This is a genomic window from Rufibacter hautae, from assembly GCF_008271695.1.
Taxonomy (GTDB): Bacteria; Bacteroidota; Bacteroidia; order Cytophagales; family Hymenobacteraceae; genus Nibribacter; species Nibribacter hautae.
The window spans coordinates 1,045,203-1,066,266 of record NZ_VKKY01000003.1; the positions used below are offsets into that span (position 1 = coordinate 1,045,203).

Below are 21,064 nucleotides of genomic sequence, written 5' to 3' on the forward strand. Positions count from 1 at the left end.
GAAGGTTATTTAGACTGGTAAAGGAATTTGGCCAAATCCACGAAAGAGTCCACGGCGGTTCTGCCAATCAGGTCGAAGGCCAGGCGCACGGATTTTTCAATGGCCACATCGGTTTTCTCAAAGGAAACGGAAGTGTCTTTGAGCCAGAACTGGAAGATAAAGAGCGTCTCCAGCCACAGGGCCTCGTCGTACTTGTCTGAGATGTATTTGCGGTCCACGATCTCGCCTTCGGCCTTGCCTTCCTGAATAATGCCTTTGGCGAAGTTCTTGAACTTGAGTCTGAAGCTTCTGACCTCCTGGGGCGTTACTTTCTTAAAGTCAGCGTGGCCTTCATACAGGGCGAGCAGGTAACTTCGGTTCTTCTTCAAAACCTCTATCCATGTGTAGTAGAAGGCCAGAAGCTTTTCTTTGGCCGAGTACGATGGGTACACTTCCTGGGCGCGCATGGTGGCGTAGGTTTCGTCAAAGATGCGGTCCCACACGGCGCCTTTCACTCCCTGGAACGAGGTGAAGTAGCTGTAGAACTCCTCTTCGGGAATACCCAGGCTCTGGGCAAACTTGTACACCGATACCGGTGGCTTTCCGGTCTCCAGCACATGTTCTATGAAGGCATTGATGATTCTGTTGCGGGTCTCAGCCTGCTGATTTGTATTGAAATCTGTGTTTTCCATCTTCTTCTGCTTGTCTATAAATTAAACAACCAGAGAGGGGGAGAGGTTTAGTAAAACACGATTATTTCACAAGTTTCTGAAAATTAAAATATAGCTCTGAAAGACAGGGGAGAGCCCTGGTGTAGAAGGAACTTTCTTAGTAGCTGAACTTGATCTCGTAGATGTTTGGCCACAGTTTGCCGGTCACGTAGACTTTGCCAGCGGTACTATCAAAGGCGATGCCGTTCAGCTCAAGGGCGTCTGGCTTCTTGGATTTGGCGTCCTGCTCCAGAGAGGTCAAATCCAGTTTCCCGACTACTTTCCCGGAACTAGGGTCAATCTTGACGATGGTATTGGTGGTGTACACATTGGCATACAAGTAGCCCTTGATGAACTCTAACTCATTGAGGTTCTCTACCGGACCGTCAGGGTCTTGGACGGTGATTGTTTTCTCTGTTTTGAAGGTGCCAGGATGAAGGTACGTTAATTTGCTTGTGCCATCGCTCATGATCAGGTGCGTTCCATCGGTGGTCAGTCCCCAACCTTCTTTGCTTTCGAAGGTGAAATCATCCACTTGCCGGAAGGTCTTCACATCGTACACAAACCCGACTTTGCTTACATAGGTGAGTTGGTACAACCTGTCTTTCAGAATGGCGATTCCCTCCCCGAAGTACTTGCTTCGGTCTAGCTCTGCCTTGACCTCCATTTTGCCCGTGGCTAGATCTACCACGCCAATGAGTGATTTGGTTTGGGTGAGGTCTGCGGGAGAGCCGGTGCTTTCATACAATTTGCCATCATGAACCAGAAAACCTTCGGTAAACGCCGTAGTGTCATGCGGGTGCGCTTTCACCACCCCATAATTGATCAAAGCAGGATCAGATATACCGCTGTTCTGCCCCTTTGCATGGTTGGCCCCATCTGTTTGGGCATTGCCGCATCCTGCTATAATGAGTAGCAACACAAAGGTTAGAAGGCTCTTGTTCTTATGTCTCAAGTTTTTTAAAATAAACGATGGTATTTCACGGGATTAAAGGCCCAGGTAAGGTAGAAAAGAACTTTTTGTTTTGCCTTCGTTTTTGTGAAATCTGCCCTAAAACAAGGTTGGTGATCAGGCAATTCTACCGCTTCTGTGCATGGCCAGAATGGCAGAGAAAGCTGCTAAGATCAGGGTGATGGGGGTGAAGACAAGCTTCTCTGTCTGGCTCACGGAAAACAGATTGCCCACGGTGTTCACCAGAAAAATTCCGAACATGAACCAGAGTGCCCCGGTTAAAACCCTGGCAGGGATTCTCCAGCGCAAATAACCCGCCTGAATCAAGGCAATAAACAGGAAAAGAATGTTGAGTAGGAGGGCCGCCGTTTCTACCTGGTACATCTCGCCTTGGTTTGTGATTCTGCCGCCGCCCACAATGGTAAACGGAACCACCAAGGTGAGAACCAATAGGTGAAAAACGATAGTGCAGGCAAAGATGAGGACCATGCCTTTTGATGCAATCCGGCTCATAAGACGTGTAGAAGTTCGTGTAGAAGGTAAACGAAGCGGACCTGAAACTATGGATTATCCTTAATAGTAGCAATAGCCTATGTTTCTGGTGTTCCAAAATTCTTCTAACGCATCCTGGCTGTCTTTATCAGTTTATGGTGGGCAAACCTCCTAGAGGGGTGTGTTGCCCGAACTACGTATCAACTTACCACAGAACTAAACTCATGGCAGTTGATCTAAGATGCATCAATGGCTTAGTTGCTTACAGGTAGGACCTCTTCAGACTGCAGGGCATCGGCAATGTAGCATCGGTAGTGAAGGGATAGAAGGCCTTGGGCTTGCCTCATGTTCACCACATACCAGTAACCGGCTTTCTTGCTGCCCCTTTTCTCAATTTTAGTCACCTCCAAGGTATCTCCGGGATTCAGGTATTCTTTGACTTTGTCTCTATCCCTGATTCCCTCGTCAAATTGATACTCAGAGTTGTTTCTGATTTCGGTGTCTCTCCATAATACATTAGCCCAGTTGGCCGGATTCTTAAAGAAGATAGATTTATACCATCCGTTTTCAGCACTGCCTTTGCCGGACTTCAGCTTTTTGCCAGGAAAGATCTTCCAATGCTCTTTGTGGTATAAGGTATCGCCTACCAAGGTAAAAGGTGAATTGGCTTGTAGAACCAAAGAATCTATTGGAGGCTCTACACAGCCGTATAGTTTTAAAACAACACACAGGAGTAGCAGTACCTTTATCTTACCAGTTGCCATGTATTAGAATTTAAATGTATAAAATGGTGAATTCGTTAGCTGATGATGGAGTAATTTCTTTCCGTTGAATGGGTTATTAATTGCTATTCACTATTGTTACAATCTATGTGTTAGCTATGCGCAACAGGAAAGCCAAGGAGATATATCTTTTTGGCTTTGTTACCCATAATGCCTTTTTCCCACCTGTACTCCTCAGAATTCAAACCTTCCAGAAGCTCATCCAAATCCTCTAATGTGTAGGTCCGGACGTTGGAAACGGCGCCGTCCCAAGCGAAAAAGAAGGGGATGATGGGAATTAGGTAAGTAAAGAGTACCTGTTGCCAGTTGAGGGGTCTCGCGAACGGGGTGATCAGGAAAGCCATGAGAAAATTCATGGGCAAGGCCACCCACCACAAAAGTGTTGGAAAGCTGTTGTCGCTTATTTCATAGATACAGATGGGCTGCTTCCTTTCTTTCGCGTTGCGCAAGATGTGCCTGGCGGCATTAGGTTTCATGTGGTGAAAACTGCAAACCATGGTCCTGACACCCGTTAAATCAGAGGGCACGTTTGCGGCATCAATGGGATGGGTGATGTAAGTAGTGTAAGGGTTTCCTGGCTGGTTTATTTTATCGGCTAAGGCTTTGTTGGGATACAGATCTGTTAAGGTGAGGGTTAAGTCCTGTAGTTGATGGTCATTCCTGAGGGTTTCCGCTACTCCTAACATGGGTCCTCCGCTGCCCGAACATAAATCGATGATGGATGGCCTTGTGGAGTATTGCAGGGCTCTATTCACTAAATGGGCGACATCTGTGGTTGTGCCCAGTAATCTGTGCATCACCACAATAAGTCTGGTCAGGTTAGTTCTTAGCCAATCTGGAAACCAGGGGAAGTCTTCAAATTCGAACAGGTGTATCCTTTTCATGGTGATACTGACGTTAAGGCTCCCATGCCAAAAGCGCGCCCGGCTATAGCCACTTTGATACCGGAAGTTATTCTATTCTTTTAAACTTAACGCGTTTATGGCTTAAATTCTGAAAAGAAGACCTTAACTGAAAAGGTTTATTGCTGATGTTCTCTGGGAGAGCACTGTAATATAAAATGGCCGTGTTACCCGGCGTGTAGTCGCATAGCAACTTACCAGGTAACACGGCCATTTACACTTCAAGAGCTTTTTAGAACTTTAAAGCTTGAAACTAACCTTAAAGGTAGTTCCCCTTCCTATTTCGCTTTCCACTTCTATTTGCCCGCCGCTGTTGTCAATGATCTTTTTCACGATGTACAGGCCAATTCCTGTGCCTTCTACGTGGTCGTGCAGGCGCTTGAACATGGCGAAAAGCTTGTTCTGCTGAGAAGCCTCAATCCCCAATCCGTTATCTTCTACCGTTAGAATGCAGGCGTCCTGTTCTTGCCTGGACGTAATCCTGATCAAAGGAGAACGCTGCGGCGACCGATACTTGATGGCATTGGAGACCAAGTTGTACAGCACGCTCCTGAGGTTCTTTCTGGAAAACTGCAGCGCAGGATATTGACCGAAGTCTATTTCCAAAGTGGCCCCGGATTGGTGAATGGGGTCCTTCAGATCCTGGCAGATTTCGTTTAAAACCTCCTGGAACGGCACTATGCTCACGTCCTCGCTGCTTTGGCGCTGGAGTTTGGTTAACTCCGTGAGGTCATTGATGGTATTTTTGAATCTGGAGATGGAATCCCCAATAAGGGAAATAATAGGCGCGATCTCAGGCAGTTCCAAGACATCCGGCGGTAAGTCCATGACCAAGGTGTTCACCAGGCCCTCAATGTTGGTGATAGGGGCTTTCAGGTCATGGGAAGCGGTGTAGATGAAGTTGTCCAGGTCGTTGTTCGTTCTCTGGAGTTCCTCGTTTCGCCGCTTCAGGGTTTCCTCGGCCTGTTTGCGCTCTGTGATGTCCCGGGCCACCGCAAACAGGTGGGGCTGCCCATCCAGCGTGATGCCGCCCATGCTTATCTCAACCGGATAGATGGTGCCATCTTTGCGTTTGTGTAGGGTTTCAAAGGGTGGAAGGGCGCCTTGTTCCTGGGCCTGAGCGAAGGTGGCATTGAATAACTCTTCCTGGTAAATAGGATTTACATCGGGTAATCTCAGCGTCAGGGCTTCTTCTTGGGTGTAGCCCCAGCGTTTTAAGGCTAAGTCATTGAGGTAAGCAAAGGTGCCGTCTTTGCGCATGAGAATAAAGGCGTCAAAAGCGTAGTCACTGATGATCTTGAACTTGCTCAACTCCGCTTCGGCTTTTTTCTGCTCTGTGATGTCAGTATTGGTGCCAACCCAGCGAACCAAGTTGCCTTCTTCATCTTTCACCGGAATGCCCCGAGTCAGGAACCACCGATACTCTCCGCTTACCCCTTTCAAGGGGAAGATCAGTTCCCAGGTTTCCTGTTTGGTCCAAGCCTCCTGCACAAAGTTGACTACCCGCTCAAGATGGTCTGGATGATGGATTTTCTCCCAGCCCCGGCTCTGCATTTCCTCAAAGGTGCTGCCGGTGAAATCGTACCAGCGTTGGTTGTACCAGGTAATCCAGCCATCGGGGTTGGCGGTCCAAGCCAGGCTTTGGAGGTTGTTGGCGAATGTTTTAAACCACTCTTCACTTTTCACCAGCGCCTCCTGGGTTTTCTTGCTCTCGGTTACGTCTACGCAGGAGCTCATGTACCCGGCAAACGTTTGGTCAGAGGCAAACCTGGGCATGACCACGGCGTATTGCCAGCGGTATTCCCCTTCTTTGTTCAGGAGCCTGAATTCGCGCTGCAGGACTTCTCTTTTCTTAAAGGCATTCTGGTAGGCTTCAATAAAGCCCTGGCGGTCATCCGGGTGTAAGAACTCGCCCCAGCCGTAGTTAAGCAGTTCTTCCAGGGTGCGGCCGGTGAGTCTTATCCATTCTTGGTTGAAGTAGATGGCATTCCCTTCCAGGTCAGTCTGGGCAATGAGCAGGCCAGAGGCCTCGGCCATGGTCCGGAAGCGTTCCTCGCTTTCGGTCAGGGCCGCCTCTGCCCGCTTGCGCGCGGTGATGTCTGGGCTTACGGTGGCTATGCCCAGCACTTCACCGGTACTGGGGTCTTTAACCGCGAACTGGTTATAGTCCACCTCTATGTATTGGCCCGTTTTGAAGTTGCGGAAACGGAATTCTCCTTTCCAGAAGCCCTCTTTTGTCTGGGCGGGAAGAATCACCTCGCGCACAAAAGGTTGGTCTTCTTCAGAGAAGTAGTCAATCACAGTGGTGTTCTGGGCTTCTTCGGGGCTGTCCAGGCCTACCATTCTTCTGCCCGATGGGTTCACGTAGATAACTTTCCCGTCTGTGTCAGCAATGCCTATGAAGTTGGAGGAGTTCTCGCTCATGGCCAGGAAAAGCTTCTGGTGCTTCTCGGCCAGTTTTTTTTCGGTGACCTCGTGGCAAACGGCCACCACAAAGGAAGGAACCCCGGCTGAGTTCTTGGCAATGGAAACGTTGTTGTGCACCCAGATCTCCGTGCCATCTGGTCTCAGATAGCGTTTCTCAATGGAAAAAGGTACCCCGGTCTGTATCGCCTCCTTGAGCAAAACCATGTTATGCGGAAGGTCTTCCTGGTGGCTGATGTCCTGCATGCGCATCTGGTAAAGCGCTTCTTTTGAACGCCCCACCATCTCACTGTAGCGGTCGTTTACCAGTATGAACCTACCGGTGAGGTCGCATTCTGCAATGCCCACAGAATTTTGGTTGAGCACCCCACCCAGGCGTTCTTCGTGCTCAATCAGCGCCTGGTCTGCTTTGACTTTGCCGGTGATTTCGTTGGTGATGATCAAGGTGCCCGCCGGCAGGCCGTCATCGCCCAGAATAGGGCTGCAGTCCAGGTCCAGCCAAATGTCTTCGGCAGTGTTGTTTCTGTACACCGTGAAAGGCAGTTTCCGGTAGGTAAGGGCTTTGCCCTGTAACGTCTGGGAGATTACCTCCTTGATAAACCCAGCCGTTTCTGGCCAACTTTCGGAAAACTCGACCCCAAGCATGAACGGGTGCCTTTGGCCCGCCAGGGTACGGTAGGCATCGTTGTAGAGCACCGTGCCGGCCTCGCCCCACAGCATGACCATGGGGGTGGGCGATTGCAGAATAAGGTTGACGGCCATGCGCAGGCTCAAGCTCCACTCAGAAATAGGGCCCAAGAGCGTAGAGTCCCAAGCATACCCCCTGATCAGGTTTCCCAATTCGCCTCCACCAAGAATAGACTGGACTGTGGCTTTAGGCGTGTCCTGAATGGGGTCTAAAATATCTGCCATGTGTAGTATGTGAAAATTGGGTAAACAAGCCTTTGCTTAGCAAGTGGCCTGCATGATGCTGGCTGAAGTCTGGGAGAAGCCTAAGCCAAAGCAAATTTAATTTTTTTTCTGTTCCTTGAACATAAAAGTCCGCTAGCCTGCGCGGGTAACGGTTTCCTCGGGGTTATGTTTTTACTATTTTAAGATTTGCCTTAGGTGATTTATTTGAGTTCAGCCAGCTATACATCAGTTCAGCCAAGGAAACAAGAGAAAGTTATTAAAAAAAAGTAGGCTAAGGCAGAGATTGCTCCTGAATGCATACAAACTATATTCCCAATGGAGCAAATGCCTAATATGGAAAGATGAAACAATAATGCCGTAGTCTAAGGTAACTTATACCCAAGATCATACAACGTTTTCCAAAGTATAAGCCTTGGTTATAATCTACAGTGTTTCAACAAGCTTCGGAAAGCAGATTTTGAAAGAAAACATAAGGCAATTAGCTAAAAAAAAGCTTGAAAGTTCAAGCAAACGGATAGCTCGTTTTCCCCTGTTCTCTTTAAGCTGTTCCTGGTACGCTGCCCAACCCCTTAGCTTACTATACTAAACTACTTTCCATTAAACGGAAGGTGTTAGAATACTGCAGATGTATGTTTGCTATTCGATCTGGCTATGTCTGAATATCTAGATCCACTTCAATGCCTAGTCTACTGACGGTTTCTAAGAATTCTAGACTGAAATTGCCTTTGCTTGAGTTTGCATGTAAACTGTAGTACATAATTTTCAGTTTTAGTTTGCAGCACGCTTGCAAAGGCTTCAATATGCTTTCCTTCTCTAGTAAAAACTGTAAGGTGTTTTTAAGTTGTGCTTTCAAATGAAGAAATTGGTTTTCTGAAAGGCAAAGCTCCCAAAAGTGCTCCTCAGAGGTGTACTCATCTTCTGAAAAGTCTCCTCCGCCTGCTTCTGCAAATCTGCTTGGCTCTACTTGGAGTAGGTCAGAAATAAGGTGAGGAGAGTAGGTTTTACTGGTAATCTGTAGGTAGTTGTGAATTTTGGTTTTGTTTAAAAACCATAGTCTTGATAGTTCTGTTTCCGGTTCAAAAAAGCAGATGTGTTTTATAGTAGTTTGGAAGTTGTTTTTATCGGAGGTAGTATAGGTGAAGGATACTCCCAATTCCGGATGACTAGTCCAGAAGTCAAAATGTTTATTGTTTATTGATTCACGTTCTGGAGGGCCAATTTTTTCTTCCACCGCTTGCCGCGTGTCAAGAAGGCTCAACCCAAAAGGAAATTCGATAGGATACTTATCTGTAAATAGATTACCAGTGTTGTGAAAGAATAGGCATTCCAAGTAATGGGACGTAGTAAACTTTATCTCAATACTTGGTTCTGAGAAAATGTAAAAGTAACTATCAGGGAATCTCGATATTTTATAAGGTGTATTGAATAGGTTAAGAAATTGTTGGACTACTTCTGAAGTTTTCGCTTTGCCAATTAAATCTTCAATTTTCATTGAGAATAGTTTAGAAATTACTGTGAGATGGTGTTTAAGCGAGCATGAATTTATTAGTCCTACAAGATATTAATTCATAAACCTTCCCCTAATTAGTTTTTACCTTAAAAACGGGTGCGGTGGAATCTGCCTGCAATTGCGGGAAAGAAATCGCACCTTTGCAGGCTGATTCTTTTTCTGCTTCTCGTAGAAGGGAAGAGTACATTACATCGGCACGCCGAAACACCCGCGATCATGAAATTCGAAGATTACCATATCAACCCCGCCATCAAGAAAGCCCTGGACAAACTGGGCTTCAAGAAACCCACCGATATCCAGTTCAAGGCCATTCCGCCTATCTTGAGAGGAGAGGATGTGTTGGCCATTGCGCAGACGGGTACAGGCAAGACGGCGGCTTTCGCCATACCGGTGTTGCACATGCTGCACGAGCGCAAGCAGTACGCCCGCCAAGACGGCATCAAGTGCCTGGTGATGGTGCCCACCCGCGAACTTGCCATCCAAATCACCGAGGTGTTCCATACCCTGGGCAAGCACACCCGCGTGGAAACCATGACCGTGTTTGGCGGTGTGGAACAGGCACCGCAAATCACCAAACTGGAAGACGGCATTGATGTGCTGGTGGCCACGCCGGGCCGGATGTTTGACCTCGTGAGCCAGGGGCATATTAGGCTGGAGCGGGTGGAAATGCTTATCCTGGACGAGGCTGACCACATGCTGGACCTGGGCTTTATCAAAGACATAAGGGACGTACTGCGCCACCTGCCCCGCAAGCGGCAGACGCTGTTCTTCTCGGCCACCATCAATGAAAAAATCAAAGACCTGGCGTACTCGCTGGTAACCAAACCCATCCGCATCCAGATCTCGCCCAAAGACCCGGTTTCCAAGAACGTGGACCACTCGGTGGCCTACATCGGAATGGATGACAAACGGTTTTTCCTGGAGCGGGTGATCAAGGAAAACGAGGGCAGCAAAATACTGGTGTTCGTGCGCACGAAGGTGCGGGCCGAGCGGGTGCACGCCGCCATGGACCGCGTGGGCATCAAAGCCGATACCCTGCACGGCGACAAAGACCAGAAAGACCGCCTGGCCGCATTGAACCGCTTTAAGAAGGGCGACGTGAAAGTACTCATTGCCACCGATGTGAGCTCGCGCGGCATTGACATTCCCAGCGTGGAATACGTGGTGAACTATGACTTACCCGATGTGCCTGAAAACTACGTGCACCGCGTAGGCCGGACGGGCCGGGGTACCCAAAAAGGGAAATCCGTGTCGTTCTGCAGCCCCGAGGAAAAGGAAATCCTGAACGAGATCGAAGGCTACTTGGGCAAGCCCATCAAGGTGCTGGACATTGAGAAACAGGATTACTCCGCCACCATTGACTTCTCCGCAGAGGTAAAACCCGACCTGAAATCACTACTGAAAGAGGTACAGGACTTTGAGGAAGCTTCCAAGAAAAAGAAGAAGCCAAAGGGCAAAAAGTAAGCTTGCTGCCTGAACCGTTTCTTGGTAGTCATAAATCAACAATCCACCGTTTAGGGGCTGATTTCTTAAAATCAGCCCCTAAACGGTGGATTGTTTTTGTGTCCTTTTTCAATTAACAGGCTCTAAACCCACGTGAATAGAGGGGCAACCACAAGGGATTGCCCCTACATCATACCGTTTATTTCCTGCTCTTTTTCCCTTTTCCAGAATACTTCTGGTAGAAGTAATAACCTACTAAGGCGGTTGCCCCGAAGAAAGCCGCCGAGGAGAGTTTTTTGAACCGATTATAGGAAGAGGGTTTGTCCTGCATCTTGGCGAGGTCTAAGTAAGCAGGGCCTTCCAAAACCTGTCCGTCAATGCCGAAGCGGCTGCCGTGGCAGGGGCAGTCCCAGCTTTTCTCGGCTTTGTTGAAATGCACCAGACAGGCCATGTGCGTGCACACCGCCGAGACCACGTGCAGTTGGCCAACTTCATCGCGGTACGCGCCGTAGTTCTTGCCGTCCATCTCAATGTTTTTTCCTTCGCCTGCGGAGATGTCAGCCAGTTTTTCTACCTGGCTTCGGTAGGGCAGGTCTTTGAGGTATTGGGCCATCACATCCACGTTTTCCTTGATGAACTTGCCGGCCGCTTTCTTGGGGTTATGGCGGGTAGGGGCGTACATCTCGGCATAGGGGTTTTCGCGGCCCAGAATGAGGTCACTGATGATCATGGCGGCCAGGGTCCCGAAGGTGAGTCCGTCAGCCTCGTACCCGGTGCCCACGTAAATCTCAGCGCCTTTGTCGCGGCGACCAATGTAGGGGAGACTGTCGGCGGGCTTGTAGTGCTGGGCGGCCCAGCGGTATTCAATGGCTTTCACGTCAAAGCGCTCGCGTACAAACTGCTCCAGCTTCTGGAACGCTTCTTCGTTGTTTTCTTTGTGGCCTACTTTGTGCGGTTCGCCCAAAATCAACAGGTACGGTTCGCCCTGGTCGTTGGCGTAGGTGCGCATGGAGTGGTGGTGCATGGCGCTGTAGTCCCAGAACGTGCCCTCGGGGTAAGCCGAGTTCAGAGAAACTGCCAGGGCGTATTCGCGGTATGCGCCCAGCAGGGTGTGCAGAAACCAAATGCCTTTGGGGGTGTGGGTGGCGTGTACTACCCGTTTGGCGCGCACCTTGCCCTGCTCTGTATGCACCACATGGGTCTTGCTTTCCTTTACGTAGGTGACCTGGCTGTTTTCAAAAATCTGGCAGTTAGGACCGGCAATTTGCGCCGCCAATCCTTTCACGTAGGCCATGGGATTGAACTGGGCCTGGTTGTCTACCCGCATGGCCGAGGCGACCGGGTAGGGGAGAGGGGTTTTGGTTTCATCTAAGAAAGCGGGCAAGCCTACTCTTTGGGCGGTTTCCGTTTCGGCTTGGATGAAGGCGTTTTCTGCCTCGTTCTCGGTGAGCAGGTACCAGGGCACCCGTTTGAAATGGCAGTCTATGTTGAATTGCTGCGTCAGGCGTTCGATCAAGTCCACGGCCGCAGTTCTGGAAGAAGTTAATGCCCGTACGGTCTCCTGGTCGTACTTCTTCTCCAGCACGTTCAGGTAAGAGCCCACGGGCGCGTACAGGTTACCGGTGGAGTAGCCGGTAGTGCTCTCGGCCACCTTCAGGGCTTCCAACACCACTACCCGCTTGCCCTCGGAGGCCAGCAGGTGCGCCGTGGTGATGCCGGTGATGCCGCCGCCAATGATGACCACATCGGTTTCCAACTCTCCCTCCAGCCGGGGATAATTACTTATTTGGGCATCTTGCCGCCAGATAGACGTTTTTTTCATCGTTTATAGCTTACTTTTATAGAAAGGACATCAGCCTGTTTTGCTTTTCTAACGCGGCATGTGAAAAAAGGTAGACACAATTGCATCCTTGTTTATAAATTGAAAGTTCACCGCATACCCGACCGACAGGTTTAACGCGTTTCCTAGCACCGGCCCTTACCCCCAGCTATCATGCAGAATTACTACACTTCCAAAATCATCCTGATCACGGGTGGCGCCCAAGGCATCGGCCGAGGATTGGCCCAGGCGTTCGCGTTGGAGAAAGCCCACGTGGTGATCACCGATCTTGACTGGGAAGCGGGCGCAGATGCCCTGGCGTGGTTGGGAAAGCAGCACCTCACCATTGACTTTATCCCCTGCGACGTCAGCAAAGAGCAGCAGGTGCAGCAACTTATGAATAAGGTACGGCAAGTGTACGGCCGCCTGGATGTGCTCATCAACAACGCCGGCATTGCGGCGCCGGTGAGAAGGTCGTTGGCCCAGTTGCCGGTGGAGGAGTTTGATAAAGTGCTTTCGGTGAACCTCCGGGGACCTTTCCTGTGCGCCAAATACGCCCTGCCGCTCCTGGAGAAAGGCACCAACCCCACCATCCTGAACATCACCTCTACCCGTGCCTTCATGTCTGAGCCCGATACCTTTGGGTACACCGCGGCCAAAGGCGGGCTGGAGTCGCTGACTCACTCTATGGCCATCAGCCTGGCGCCCCAGCGCATCAGGGTCAACGCCATCAGCCCCGGCTGGATAGAGACCGGGCCCTGGCAGAAAGACGGCAAGAAAACAGAACCCCAGCACAGCCAGGAAGACAAAGAGCAGCACCCCGTGGGCCGGGTGGGCAACCCCGAGGACATCGCGGAGGCGGCCCTTTTCCTCTGCTCAGAGAAGGCGGGTTTTATCACCGGCCAGAGCCTGACCATTGACGGCGGCATGACCGTGAAAATGATTTACCACGAGTAGCGTTTAGCGGCTAATTTACCTAAATCAAGCCCTAAACACCGGGCACAGATGCCGGTTGACGCAGGTCTAAAATGAAGGTCAGAACAAACCTTTCGCGCCTGGTTCACGGTAAACAGAGAGAAACCAAAGAAGAATGCCCATGCCCATGCTCCCCGAAAACCCCCTGCTGCTGTACGTCACCGATCCTATGTGCGCCTGGTGTTACGGATTCACACCCGTAATCAGAAGGTTGAAGGCACTTTGGTTCGGTCGGCTCTCGGTGCAGGTGTTGGTAGGGGGGCTGCATCCGTACGCCCAGGACCCTTTGACCTCCCCGGAGAAAGACAAACTGGCCGTGAGCTGGCACCGTGCCCAGGGAAAATCAAACCTGCCCTTTGATTACAGCTTCTTTTTGCAAAAAGAGGCTATTTATGACACGGAGCCCGCTTGCCGCGCCTTGCTCACCGTGCGCCACCTCAGGCCTGGCCTCACCTTGGAAGTCCTCCGGGCCCTCCACTCAGCCTTCTACGCCGATGGTTGGGACATCACCGATACCCAAGTGCTGGTGGAAGTGCTGCGCCCCTTCGGGATTCCGGAGAACCTGTTTCTGGCCGTCTACGAGACCGATGAAATCTACCAGCAAACCCAGTCCGAGTTCAAGATGGTGGAGGAAATGGGCGTCAGTACCCTGCCCAGCGTTTACCTGGACCATCCCATGTGGCCCCGCCTCATCTCCCGCGGCTTCTGCGAACTCCCTGAGTTGGAGGAGCGCCTGCTGCAGGCCATGCAGATTCCGTATTGAGTTGTTGCCTGACACTTACTCCCTTAACCCTTCATACTGCCGCAGGAACATTTCTTCCAGTCTCTTTGCCTCGGGAAGGTTGGCGGTCTGCGCCGCCCGTACCAGGTTCTGCAACCCGAATAGGTTCAGCTGTTTTTCGCGGTCAAAGTAGGGCGGTTGGGTTCGGTAGTATTTCAGCTGCGCATTGAATCTACTGGAAAGCAAATGGGTAAGGGCCTGGGCTTCTTTCGTGAGGCCCGCCTGGGCCAGGGGCAACACCAGGTTCGCGCTTTCAAAATTGTGCGGCGCCCCGGCATCCGGCATCAGGGTTAAACAGGCTTGCAACACCTTCCGGGCCTGGGGCACCTCACCGGCCTGCAGGTGGGCCATGGCTAGTTCCGCGAAGTTATGGCGGTACTGAGGCACAATCTGCGACACGAAATTCTCTTCATACGGCTGGTCTGGGTTTGTGAGCCCCGTGTAGCGGAACTTCTGCAGCAAGCTCTCCTGGGTCCGTTTCCGGTCCACGTAGGCATCGGCTTGCGGATCTGGGTTACGGGCTGGCACCAGGCGCAGGGCCTGTCCTTCCAGTTGGAGGAACGGCTGCAAACCAAGCTCCGTAGATTCGCTGCCGGTGGTAGAAAAGTAGATGGGGCGCTGCCAGTTGTTGGAGGCAATCAGGTCCAGCATGAACAGGTGCTTTTTCTCCAGGGCCGAGGCCTGCAATTCCCACGCCATGGTGGAGGCTACCTGGCTTGCGCGCTCCGCAGAAACGGTGCCGTTCTGCAGCACGGCTTTCGGGTCTACAGCTAGGCTGAGCCGTTTGGTGGGCAAGGCGCTCAAGGTGCGGCCGTCCTGCGTCTGAATTTGCAGGGCAGGGTGGTTCTGCTTCAGGAGGTGGAGGTACTGGTTCAGGTCCATGCCGCTGTCCTGCACGCTGGGGTTGGGTACGTAAGGCAGGTAATTATTCGTGCTGAACGCGTACTGCGCCATGGGCAGGGTAACGGGCAGCGGAGCGGAGGCATTCACCTGGCGGCGGGCCTGTTCCAGGTACCAGTCGGTGTTGAGGTAGGGCATGACCAGCACGCGCACATCGGTTCTAAAGCCTTCCACTTCCTGGGCGTACCAGAGCGGGAACGTGTCATTGTCGCCGTTGGTGAACAGGATGGCGTTAGGCGCCACGGAGCTCAACAGGTTTTTGGCCGAGTCAAGCGCGTGGTACCGGTCTGAGCGGTCATGGTCATCCCAACCCTGGGCCAGCAGCAACACGGGAGCGGAAAAAGCGAGAACAATAGCTAGGACCGAAGCCGGGAGCTCTGAGGTTACCAACCTCCGCAGCAAATCACTTAAAGCCAGAACGCCCAGGCCTATCCAGATACTGAAGGCGTAGTAGGAGCCGGCAAAGGTGTAGTCCCGCTCACGGGGCTCCACCGGCGGTTGGTTCAGGTACACTACAATGGCCACGCCCGTGAAAACGAACAGCAGCAAGACGGTCCAGCCGTCCTTGTTTCGGCGCCGGAATTGGAAAATCAGCCCTAAAACACCTAAGAGCAGCGGCAACATAAAGAACTGGTTGCGGGCTTTGCTCTGCGCGATAGGTGAAGGCACCTCTAATTTCTCTTCCCAAGGCCACAGCACGCCGGCGCCCTGCACTTCGCTTTCACGCCCCACGAAGTTCCACCCGAAGTAGCGCCAGTACATGTGGTTCAGCTGGTAGTTCCACAGGAAACCCAGGTTCTGCCCAAAGGTTGGTTTCTGGCCCTGCTGCACGTTTTCCCAGGTTTGGTAGGCCCGCAGGTGCAGCGGCACGTCTGAGTACAGGCGCGGGAGCAGGGTTTTGTCTTTGTCGGCGTAGGCCACCTCATATTTATAGTCCACTACCGCGTATTTGCCGTTTTGCGGCGCGTAGATGGGACTTCCTTTCTCATAGCTCTGGGCCTCGGCGTTGAACTGCGGACCATACAAGAGCGGCCGGCTGCCGTACTGCTCGCGCTTGAGGTAACTCACAAAGGAAAGCAGGTTCTCGGGGTTGTTCTCGTCAATGGGTGGGTTGTAGCCGCTCCGGATGGGCACCATGAGGTAAGATGAGTACCCCACCAACACCAGCACCAGGGCCACCAAAGCGTTGTGCCACAGTAACCGGTCGGTTCTCTGGGCCCAGCGCAAACCGTACCAGATGGCTGCCGCCAGCCCCAGCAAAAAGACAATCGCCCCAGCGCCGTACGGCAACCCGATACTGTTCACGAAGAATACTTCCAGGGCGCCGGCCACCGACGGCAGCCCCGTAATCACGCCTTCCATCACGGCCAGCACCAGCGCCACCCCAATCACCAAAGCCAGGAAGATGCCCAGTTTGGTGGGCTTGTACTTCTGGAAATACACCAGCAGCGCGATGGCCGGCAAAGCCACCAGGTTGAGCAAGTGCACACCGATGGAAAGCCCCACCAAATAGCCCAGAAACAGAAGCCAACGGTCGGCCTCGGGGTTGTTGGCTTCGGCTTGCCACTTGAGGGCCGCCCACACCACAATGGCCGTGAAGAAGGATGACATGCCATAGACCTCGGCCTCTACCGCACTGAACCAGAAAGAATCGGTAAAGGCAAAAGCCAGTGCGCCCACGGCTCCGCTGCCCAGTAGCAGAATCCGCTGGCCGGTAGAGGGACCATCAGGTGATAAGGGCAGCAGCCGTTGGGCCAGTAAGGTGATGCTCCAGAACAGGAACAGCACCGTGGCCGCGCTGCTCACCGCCGAGAGGAAGTTCATCCACCAGGCCACCTGGGTCACCTCCCCGAAACTCAAAAGCGTGAACAACCGCCCTATGAGCAGGAACAGCGGCGCCCCCGGCGGATGCGGCACCTGCAGTTTGTAGGCTGCCGAGATGAACTCCCCCGTATCCCAGAAACTGGTGGTGGGCTCCAGCGTGCGCACGTATACCGCCAAGGCCATCAACCCGGAAGCATACCCCAGCACCGTATTCCAGCGCCGGAAAGTGCGCCAAGCGGGGAGAGTAGCCAAGGCTATTTTAGGGCTGTTTTTCCGGAAAATACCCCAAATGGGGAGCAATAGGCCCAGCACCACCAGCAGCGGACCCAGCGTGAGTCCCTGAAAGCCGTAGCCCTGCGGCGCAGCATCGGTGGCCATGAGCACAAAACCTAAGGCAATGGTGGCCATGCCTGCCAGCAGCGGGATGAACTGTCGTCTGGTGAACAGGAAAGGAGCCGTCTGGGTCTGGGAAGGAGTGGTTCTGGGGGGAGCGGTGGGCAGGGTTTTCAGGGGCATGGCAAAGGTGCTTTGGTGGACCCTGCAAACTTACCGGCTACCGCCATGCACCCAGGTTAATGGTTTGTAAAAAGATGTTAACGAGATGTTAACGCCATGTAAGAGCGCCGGAAATTCTGTACTTTAGAGCCATGAGCCGAGTGAAGATCCAAATAATTCTGGTGCTGGCCTGCCTGGCGCTGGTGGCCCTGTTGTCTGTGCAGCTGGTGTGGCTGAACAAAGCCTACAGCGCCCAGGAGCGCGCGTTCAACCACAGCGTGCAGGTGGCGCTCACCAGTGTCTCTGACCAACTGCTGGCCCAGAGCGGCAAAGCGGCGGCCTCGGCGGCCCCGGTGCAACAGGTGGCCTCCAACTTCTTTCTGGCGGAACTGAACGCGCCGGTAGACCCGGCCCAGGCCAGTAAGATTCTGCGGCAGGAACTGGCCAAACGGCAGCTGCAGGAACGCTACGAGTTTGGGTTCTACAACAGCCTGGATGATACGCTCATGTTTGGGCAGTATGTACCGGCCTCGCAGCAGGTGAGCAACACAGTCCCGGAGGCGGTGGTCCGGCACGAGCGGGCAGGGGCGGCGCCCTTGTACAACCTGGCGGTGGTGTTTCCGGGCAAGACTTCGTTTATCCTGCGGGAGATGGAATTCTGGTGGTACTCTACGGGCGCGCTGCTGCTGGTGCTGCTGTTCTTTACGTATACCATGGTGCAGATTTTGCGTGAGAAACGCCTTTCTGAGCTTAAAACCGATTTTATCAACAACCTCACCCACGAGCTCCAGACCCCCATCACCAACATCGGGTTGGCCAGCGAAGTGCTGCGCAAACGCTCCGAGACGTTGTCCCCGGACCGGCTCACCCGCTACCATGACCTGATTTACGCTGAAAAAGAACGCCTGCGCGCCCAGATAGAGCGCGTGCTGCAGATGGCAACCATGGAAAGCCGCGAACTGGCCTTGAAAAAGGAAACCGTGGACCTGCACGCGCTGCTGCAGCAGACCGGTGAGAACCTGGCCCCGCGGTTGCAGCAACGGTCAGGGCACCTGCGGTTAGACCTTCAGGCCACCAACGCCCTGGTCCACGCCGATAGCCTGCACGTGGCCAATGCTTTCTACAGCCTCCTGGACAACGCCGAGAAGTACTCTACGCAAGCCCCCGAAATTGAGGTATCCACCCGCGACACTGAGGCCGGCATCTTGATCAGCATCCGCGACCGCGGCATCGGTATTAAGCAGGAATTCCAGAAGTTTCTGTTTGATAAATTCTACCGCGTGCCCAGCGGCAACGTGCACAACGTGAAAGGCTTCGGGCTGGGACTGAGTTACGTAAAGGCAATTATGGAGGCGCACCAGGGGCAGGTAACCGTGGAAAGCGCAGAGCACCAGGGCACCTGTTTCAGGTTGCTGTTGCCCGTGAACTAAGCGTTGTTTTTCAGGGCCTTTTTGGTAAAAACAGGGTGTTTTCGCACGGCCTCCAGCATTTTGTCTGAGACTTTGCTTACCTCCTTGGGCGAATGCTGCGGAAAATAGTCTATGGCACAAATGGATTTCTGCAGGTCCAGCCGCCGAGCGAAATGAAAGGCCAGCACGTGGTCCTGCTCGGTGCAATAGAACTCCAACGGTTGGTTTCCGGTGGCTACGCCCAGGCGCTCCAGCCGTTGGCATACCAGGGTCTGCACCTCGGTGAGGTATCCGCCCGTCACCACTTTTACTTCCAGCATAAGCGGCTCCAGGTCTGTCAGCAGGGTGTTAAGTGCTATCTCCTTCATATTCTTGAGAGTAAGAAAGTAATTTACGCTTTCTTGTTGAGGTGAATGTGAAGGGAATGTTATGCTTGCGGCTGCAATGTTACCTTATTGTTACCTCCGGGTTCGTCTCAAGGTCCAATCCTGATAACGAAGAACCTTATTTTGAAGGTTCATAAGGAATTATTGTGTTTTAATTGAAAAGATTAATTAATACCTTGACTATCAAGGGGAAGTAAGAAGCAGATGGGAGAAGCATAATAGACAAGGATATGAAAAAGAGCCTGAATAAGTTTAGCTGGGTAGTACTGGCTTTGTTTGTCTTGAGTGGTTGCGATTTCTCAGACGATGAAGATCCCAAACCGCAGGATAGTGATTACTTCGTGTCGGCTACCTCGCTGGGCGTGATTCCCAAGTTGGGGCTGCAGACGTATGCCGTGGCGGCTGGTTACGGCAACTTTGTATCGTTCATTGACTATGACATTGAGTTCTTCCGGTTCGTTTACAACACCACCTACAAAGGCACCAGGGTACAAGCTTCGGGGCTGCTGTGCATTCCGCAGAACACGCCGGGCGCCCCGGCACTGGTGAGTGCCCAGCACGGCACCATTTTCCGGGACGATGACGCCCCCTCCGCTTTTCCCAAGAGCTTCTCCGGGTTTGAGCTCTTCTCGGCGGTGGGCTACATCACCGTGCTCCCTGATTTTATAGGGTACGGCGCCTCCAAAGACATCACGCATCCTTATTATGACGAGGAGCATTCTGCCGCCGCAGTGGTGGACATGCTGCGGGCCGCCGAGTTTTACCTGGACCGCGAACAGATCGCCACCAATGACAACCTCTTTCTGGTGGGGTATTCTGAGGGCGGTTACGTGACCATGGCTGCCCAGAAAGAGATAGAATCTAACCCCGAGTTGGATCTGGACCTGACGGCGGTGGCTGCCGGCGCCGGCGGATATGACCTCAACACCATGCTCTCCACCATTGCCTCTGTAGATGCGTATTCAGCCCCTTCTTTCCTGGCCCAGATCCTGAACGGCTACAACGTAACCTATGGCTGGAACCGTCCTTTCTCCGATTTCTTTCAGCAACCGTACGCCGACCGGCTTCCGGGATTGCTGGACGGAACCAAAAGCAAGGAGGAGATAGATGCCCAACTCACCACTTCCACCACTGAGTTCTTCAACCCTACGTTCTACGCCAACCTCACCAATCCAGCGGGAGAGACCACTTTGAAACAGGCCCTTGCCAGCAACAGCCTCCTGGACTGGAAACCCACCACGCCCACGCGCCTCTACCACGGCACCGACGATGAGGCGGTGTTCTACCAAACCACAGTGACCACCTACAACCAGTTTGTGGCGGCGGGGGCTACCAACGTCACGTTCAAACCTATCCAGGGAGGTACCCACCGCTCCAGCATTGAACCCATGATGCTGGATGTGCTGCCCTGGTTCGAGTCTTTGAACCAATAAAACTCCCAGCTTACAAGAGCGGGCGCTTCCAGAAAGATGCTGGTAGCGCCCGCTTTTTGCGATAAGGAAAGTGACCTCTGCGGGAGGACGCGTTTGGGAGGCCTTTTTCAAAAACAGGCACAAAAACGCTTCAGGTAAATATATCCTCCGGAAGGAGGCACCTGGCTAATCCCAGCGGAAAGCAGCAAGGCTGATGTAATTCTCGTATCTTAGGCCCATGGCCCGTATTTTACTTGTGGAAGACGATCCCAGCCTTGGTTTCCTGCTGCAGGATAGCCTGGAAACGGCGGGGTACCAGGTGACCCTCTGCCCAGATGGCGAAGCGGGGTTATCGGCGCTGGCCCAGGAAACCTTTGACTTGTGTGTGCTAGATGTGATGTTGCCCAAGCGGGACGGCTTTTCGGTGGCAGCGGAAATCCGGCAGCGCAACCTGCCAGTGCCGTTCATGTTCCTGACTGCCAAAGCCCTCAAAGCCGATCGCCTGCAAGGCTTTGAACTGGGCGCCGACGATTACCTGACCAAGCCTTTCGGGTTGGAGGAATTGGTGTACCGCGTGAAAGCCATTTTGCGCCGCACGGCTCCTGCTTCAAATGTCACGCCCCCTGAACCGGTGAAAACGGCTCCCGCCGACGTGATCTCTTTTGGCACCTCCTCGCTGGAGTTCAAGAACCTGTTGCTGCACGTGGGCGGCCAAACCCACACCCTCACGGATAGGGAAGCCGAACTGCTCCGCCTCTTTGCCCAGCACCCGCACCAACTTCTGCGCCGCGAGGAGATCCTGCAGCGCCTCTGGCAAGACGACGGTTACTTTGTGGGCCGTAGCCTGGATGTGTTCATTTCGCGCCTGCGTAAATACCTGCAACCAGACTCTTCGGTGAAAATTACCACGGTGCACGGCCGGGGCTACAAGCTGGAGGTAGCAGAGTAAGCTGGTTT

At 52.7% G+C, this 21,064-nt stretch carries 16 protein-coding genes; 6 read left to right on the top strand and 10 right to left on the bottom strand.

The window, feature by feature from the left end:
• Positions 1 to 5 precede the first annotated feature (5 nt).
• From FOA19_RS20770 to FOA19_RS20800, 7 genes are all read right to left on the bottom strand, one after another.
• Positions 6 to 671 (bottom strand): TetR/AcrR family transcriptional regulator, encoded by a 666-nt coding sequence (locus FOA19_RS20770; protein WP_149092749.1) that lies wholly within the window; start codon positions 669 to 671, stop codon positions 6 to 8.
• Between the two features lie 136 nt (positions 672 to 807).
• The gene (locus FOA19_RS20775; RefSeq protein ID WP_190300497.1) at positions 808 to 1,611 is read right to left on the bottom strand and encodes a glutaminyl-peptide cyclotransferase; all 804 of its coding nucleotides are present in this window, start codon (positions 1,609 to 1,611) and stop codon (positions 808 to 810) included.
• 147 nt (positions 1,612 to 1,758) lie between these two features.
• Positions 1,759 to 2,154 (bottom strand): hypothetical protein, encoded by a 396-nt coding sequence (locus FOA19_RS20780; RefSeq protein ID WP_149092751.1) that lies wholly within the window; start codon positions 2,152 to 2,154, stop codon positions 1,759 to 1,761.
• Positions 2,155 to 2,387: 233 nt separating this feature from the next.
• Complete coding sequence (locus FOA19_RS20785) at positions 2,388 to 2,783, bottom strand: hypothetical protein (protein ID WP_149092752.1); 396 nt, start codon at positions 2,781 to 2,783, stop codon at positions 2,388 to 2,390.
• 224 nt (positions 2,784 to 3,007) lie between these two features.
• Positions 3,008 to 3,799, bottom strand: a complete 792-nt coding sequence (locus FOA19_RS20790) for a hypothetical protein (protein WP_149092753.1) — start codon at positions 3,797 to 3,799, stop codon at positions 3,008 to 3,010.
• 258 nt (positions 3,800 to 4,057) lie between these two features.
• Entirely contained in the window at positions 4,058 to 7,153 is a 3,096-nt protein-coding gene (locus FOA19_RS20795; protein ID WP_149092754.1) for a PAS domain S-box protein, read from the bottom strand.
• Between the two features lie 649 nt (positions 7,154 to 7,802).
• A complete protein-coding gene (locus FOA19_RS20800; RefSeq protein ID WP_149092755.1) occupies positions 7,803 to 8,645 on the bottom strand; it encodes a DUF4279 domain-containing protein in 843 nt (280 codons plus the stop codon).
• A gap of 234 nt (positions 8,646 to 8,879) precedes the next feature.
• On the opposite strand from FOA19_RS20800, the gene FOA19_RS20805 reads away from it, so the two are divergent.
• Entirely contained in the window at positions 8,880 to 10,127 is a 1,248-nt protein-coding gene (locus FOA19_RS20805) for a DEAD/DEAH box helicase (RefSeq protein ID WP_149092756.1), read from the top strand.
• 178 nt (positions 10,128 to 10,305) lie between these two features.
• On the opposite strand, the gene FOA19_RS20810 is transcribed toward FOA19_RS20805, so the two are convergent.
• A complete protein-coding gene (locus FOA19_RS20810) occupies positions 10,306 to 11,928 on the bottom strand; it encodes an FAD-dependent oxidoreductase (protein ID WP_149092757.1) in 1,623 nt (540 codons plus the stop codon).
• Between the two features lie 171 nt (positions 11,929 to 12,099).
• Between FOA19_RS20810 and FOA19_RS20815 the strand changes: the two genes are divergently transcribed.
• The gene (locus tag FOA19_RS20815) at positions 12,100 to 12,882 is read left to right on the top strand and encodes an SDR family NAD(P)-dependent oxidoreductase (RefSeq protein WP_149092758.1); all 783 of its coding nucleotides are present in this window, start codon (positions 12,100 to 12,102) and stop codon (positions 12,880 to 12,882) included.
• 139 nt (positions 12,883 to 13,021) lie between these two features.
• Positions 13,022 to 13,663 (top strand): DsbA family protein, encoded by a 642-nt coding sequence (locus FOA19_RS20820; protein WP_149092759.1) that lies wholly within the window; start codon positions 13,022 to 13,024, stop codon positions 13,661 to 13,663.
• 15 nt (positions 13,664 to 13,678) lie between these two features.
• Here the strand turns inward: FOA19_RS20820 and FOA19_RS20825 are convergent, their stop codons facing one another.
• Positions 13,679 to 16,921: a glycosyltransferase family 117 protein gene (locus tag FOA19_RS20825; protein ID WP_149092760.1), complete on the bottom strand. Its 3,243-nt coding sequence runs from the start codon at positions 16,919 to 16,921 to the stop codon at positions 13,679 to 13,681.
• A gap of 131 nt (positions 16,922 to 17,052) precedes the next feature.
• On the opposite strand from FOA19_RS20825, the gene FOA19_RS20830 reads away from it, so the two are divergent.
• Positions 17,053 to 18,330 carry a sensor histidine kinase gene (locus FOA19_RS20830; protein WP_149092761.1) on the top strand — a complete coding sequence of 426 codons (1,278 nt, stop codon included), beginning with the start codon at positions 17,053 to 17,055 and terminating at the stop codon, positions 18,328 to 18,330.
• On the opposite strand, the gene FOA19_RS20835 is transcribed toward FOA19_RS20830, so the two are convergent.
• Complete coding sequence (locus FOA19_RS20835; RefSeq protein WP_149092762.1) at positions 18,327 to 18,677, bottom strand: hypothetical protein; 351 nt, start codon at positions 18,675 to 18,677, stop codon at positions 18,327 to 18,329. The genes FOA19_RS20830 and FOA19_RS20835 overlap by 4 nt on opposite strands.
• Positions 18,678 to 18,925: 248 nt before the next feature.
• On the opposite strand from FOA19_RS20835, the gene FOA19_RS20840 reads away from it, so the two are divergent.
• Both FOA19_RS20840 and FOA19_RS20845 read left to right on the top strand, forming a co-directional pair.
• Positions 18,926 to 20,128 (top strand): alpha/beta hydrolase family protein, encoded by a 1,203-nt coding sequence (locus tag FOA19_RS20840; protein ID WP_149092763.1) that lies wholly within the window; start codon positions 18,926 to 18,928, stop codon positions 20,126 to 20,128.
• A 217-nt stretch (positions 20,129 to 20,345) separates the two neighbouring features.
• Positions 20,346 to 21,056 carry a response regulator transcription factor gene (locus FOA19_RS20845; protein ID WP_149092764.1) on the top strand — a complete coding sequence of 237 codons (711 nt, stop codon included), beginning with the start codon at positions 20,346 to 20,348 and terminating at the stop codon, positions 21,054 to 21,056.
• Positions 21,057 to 21,064 lie beyond the last annotated feature (8 nt).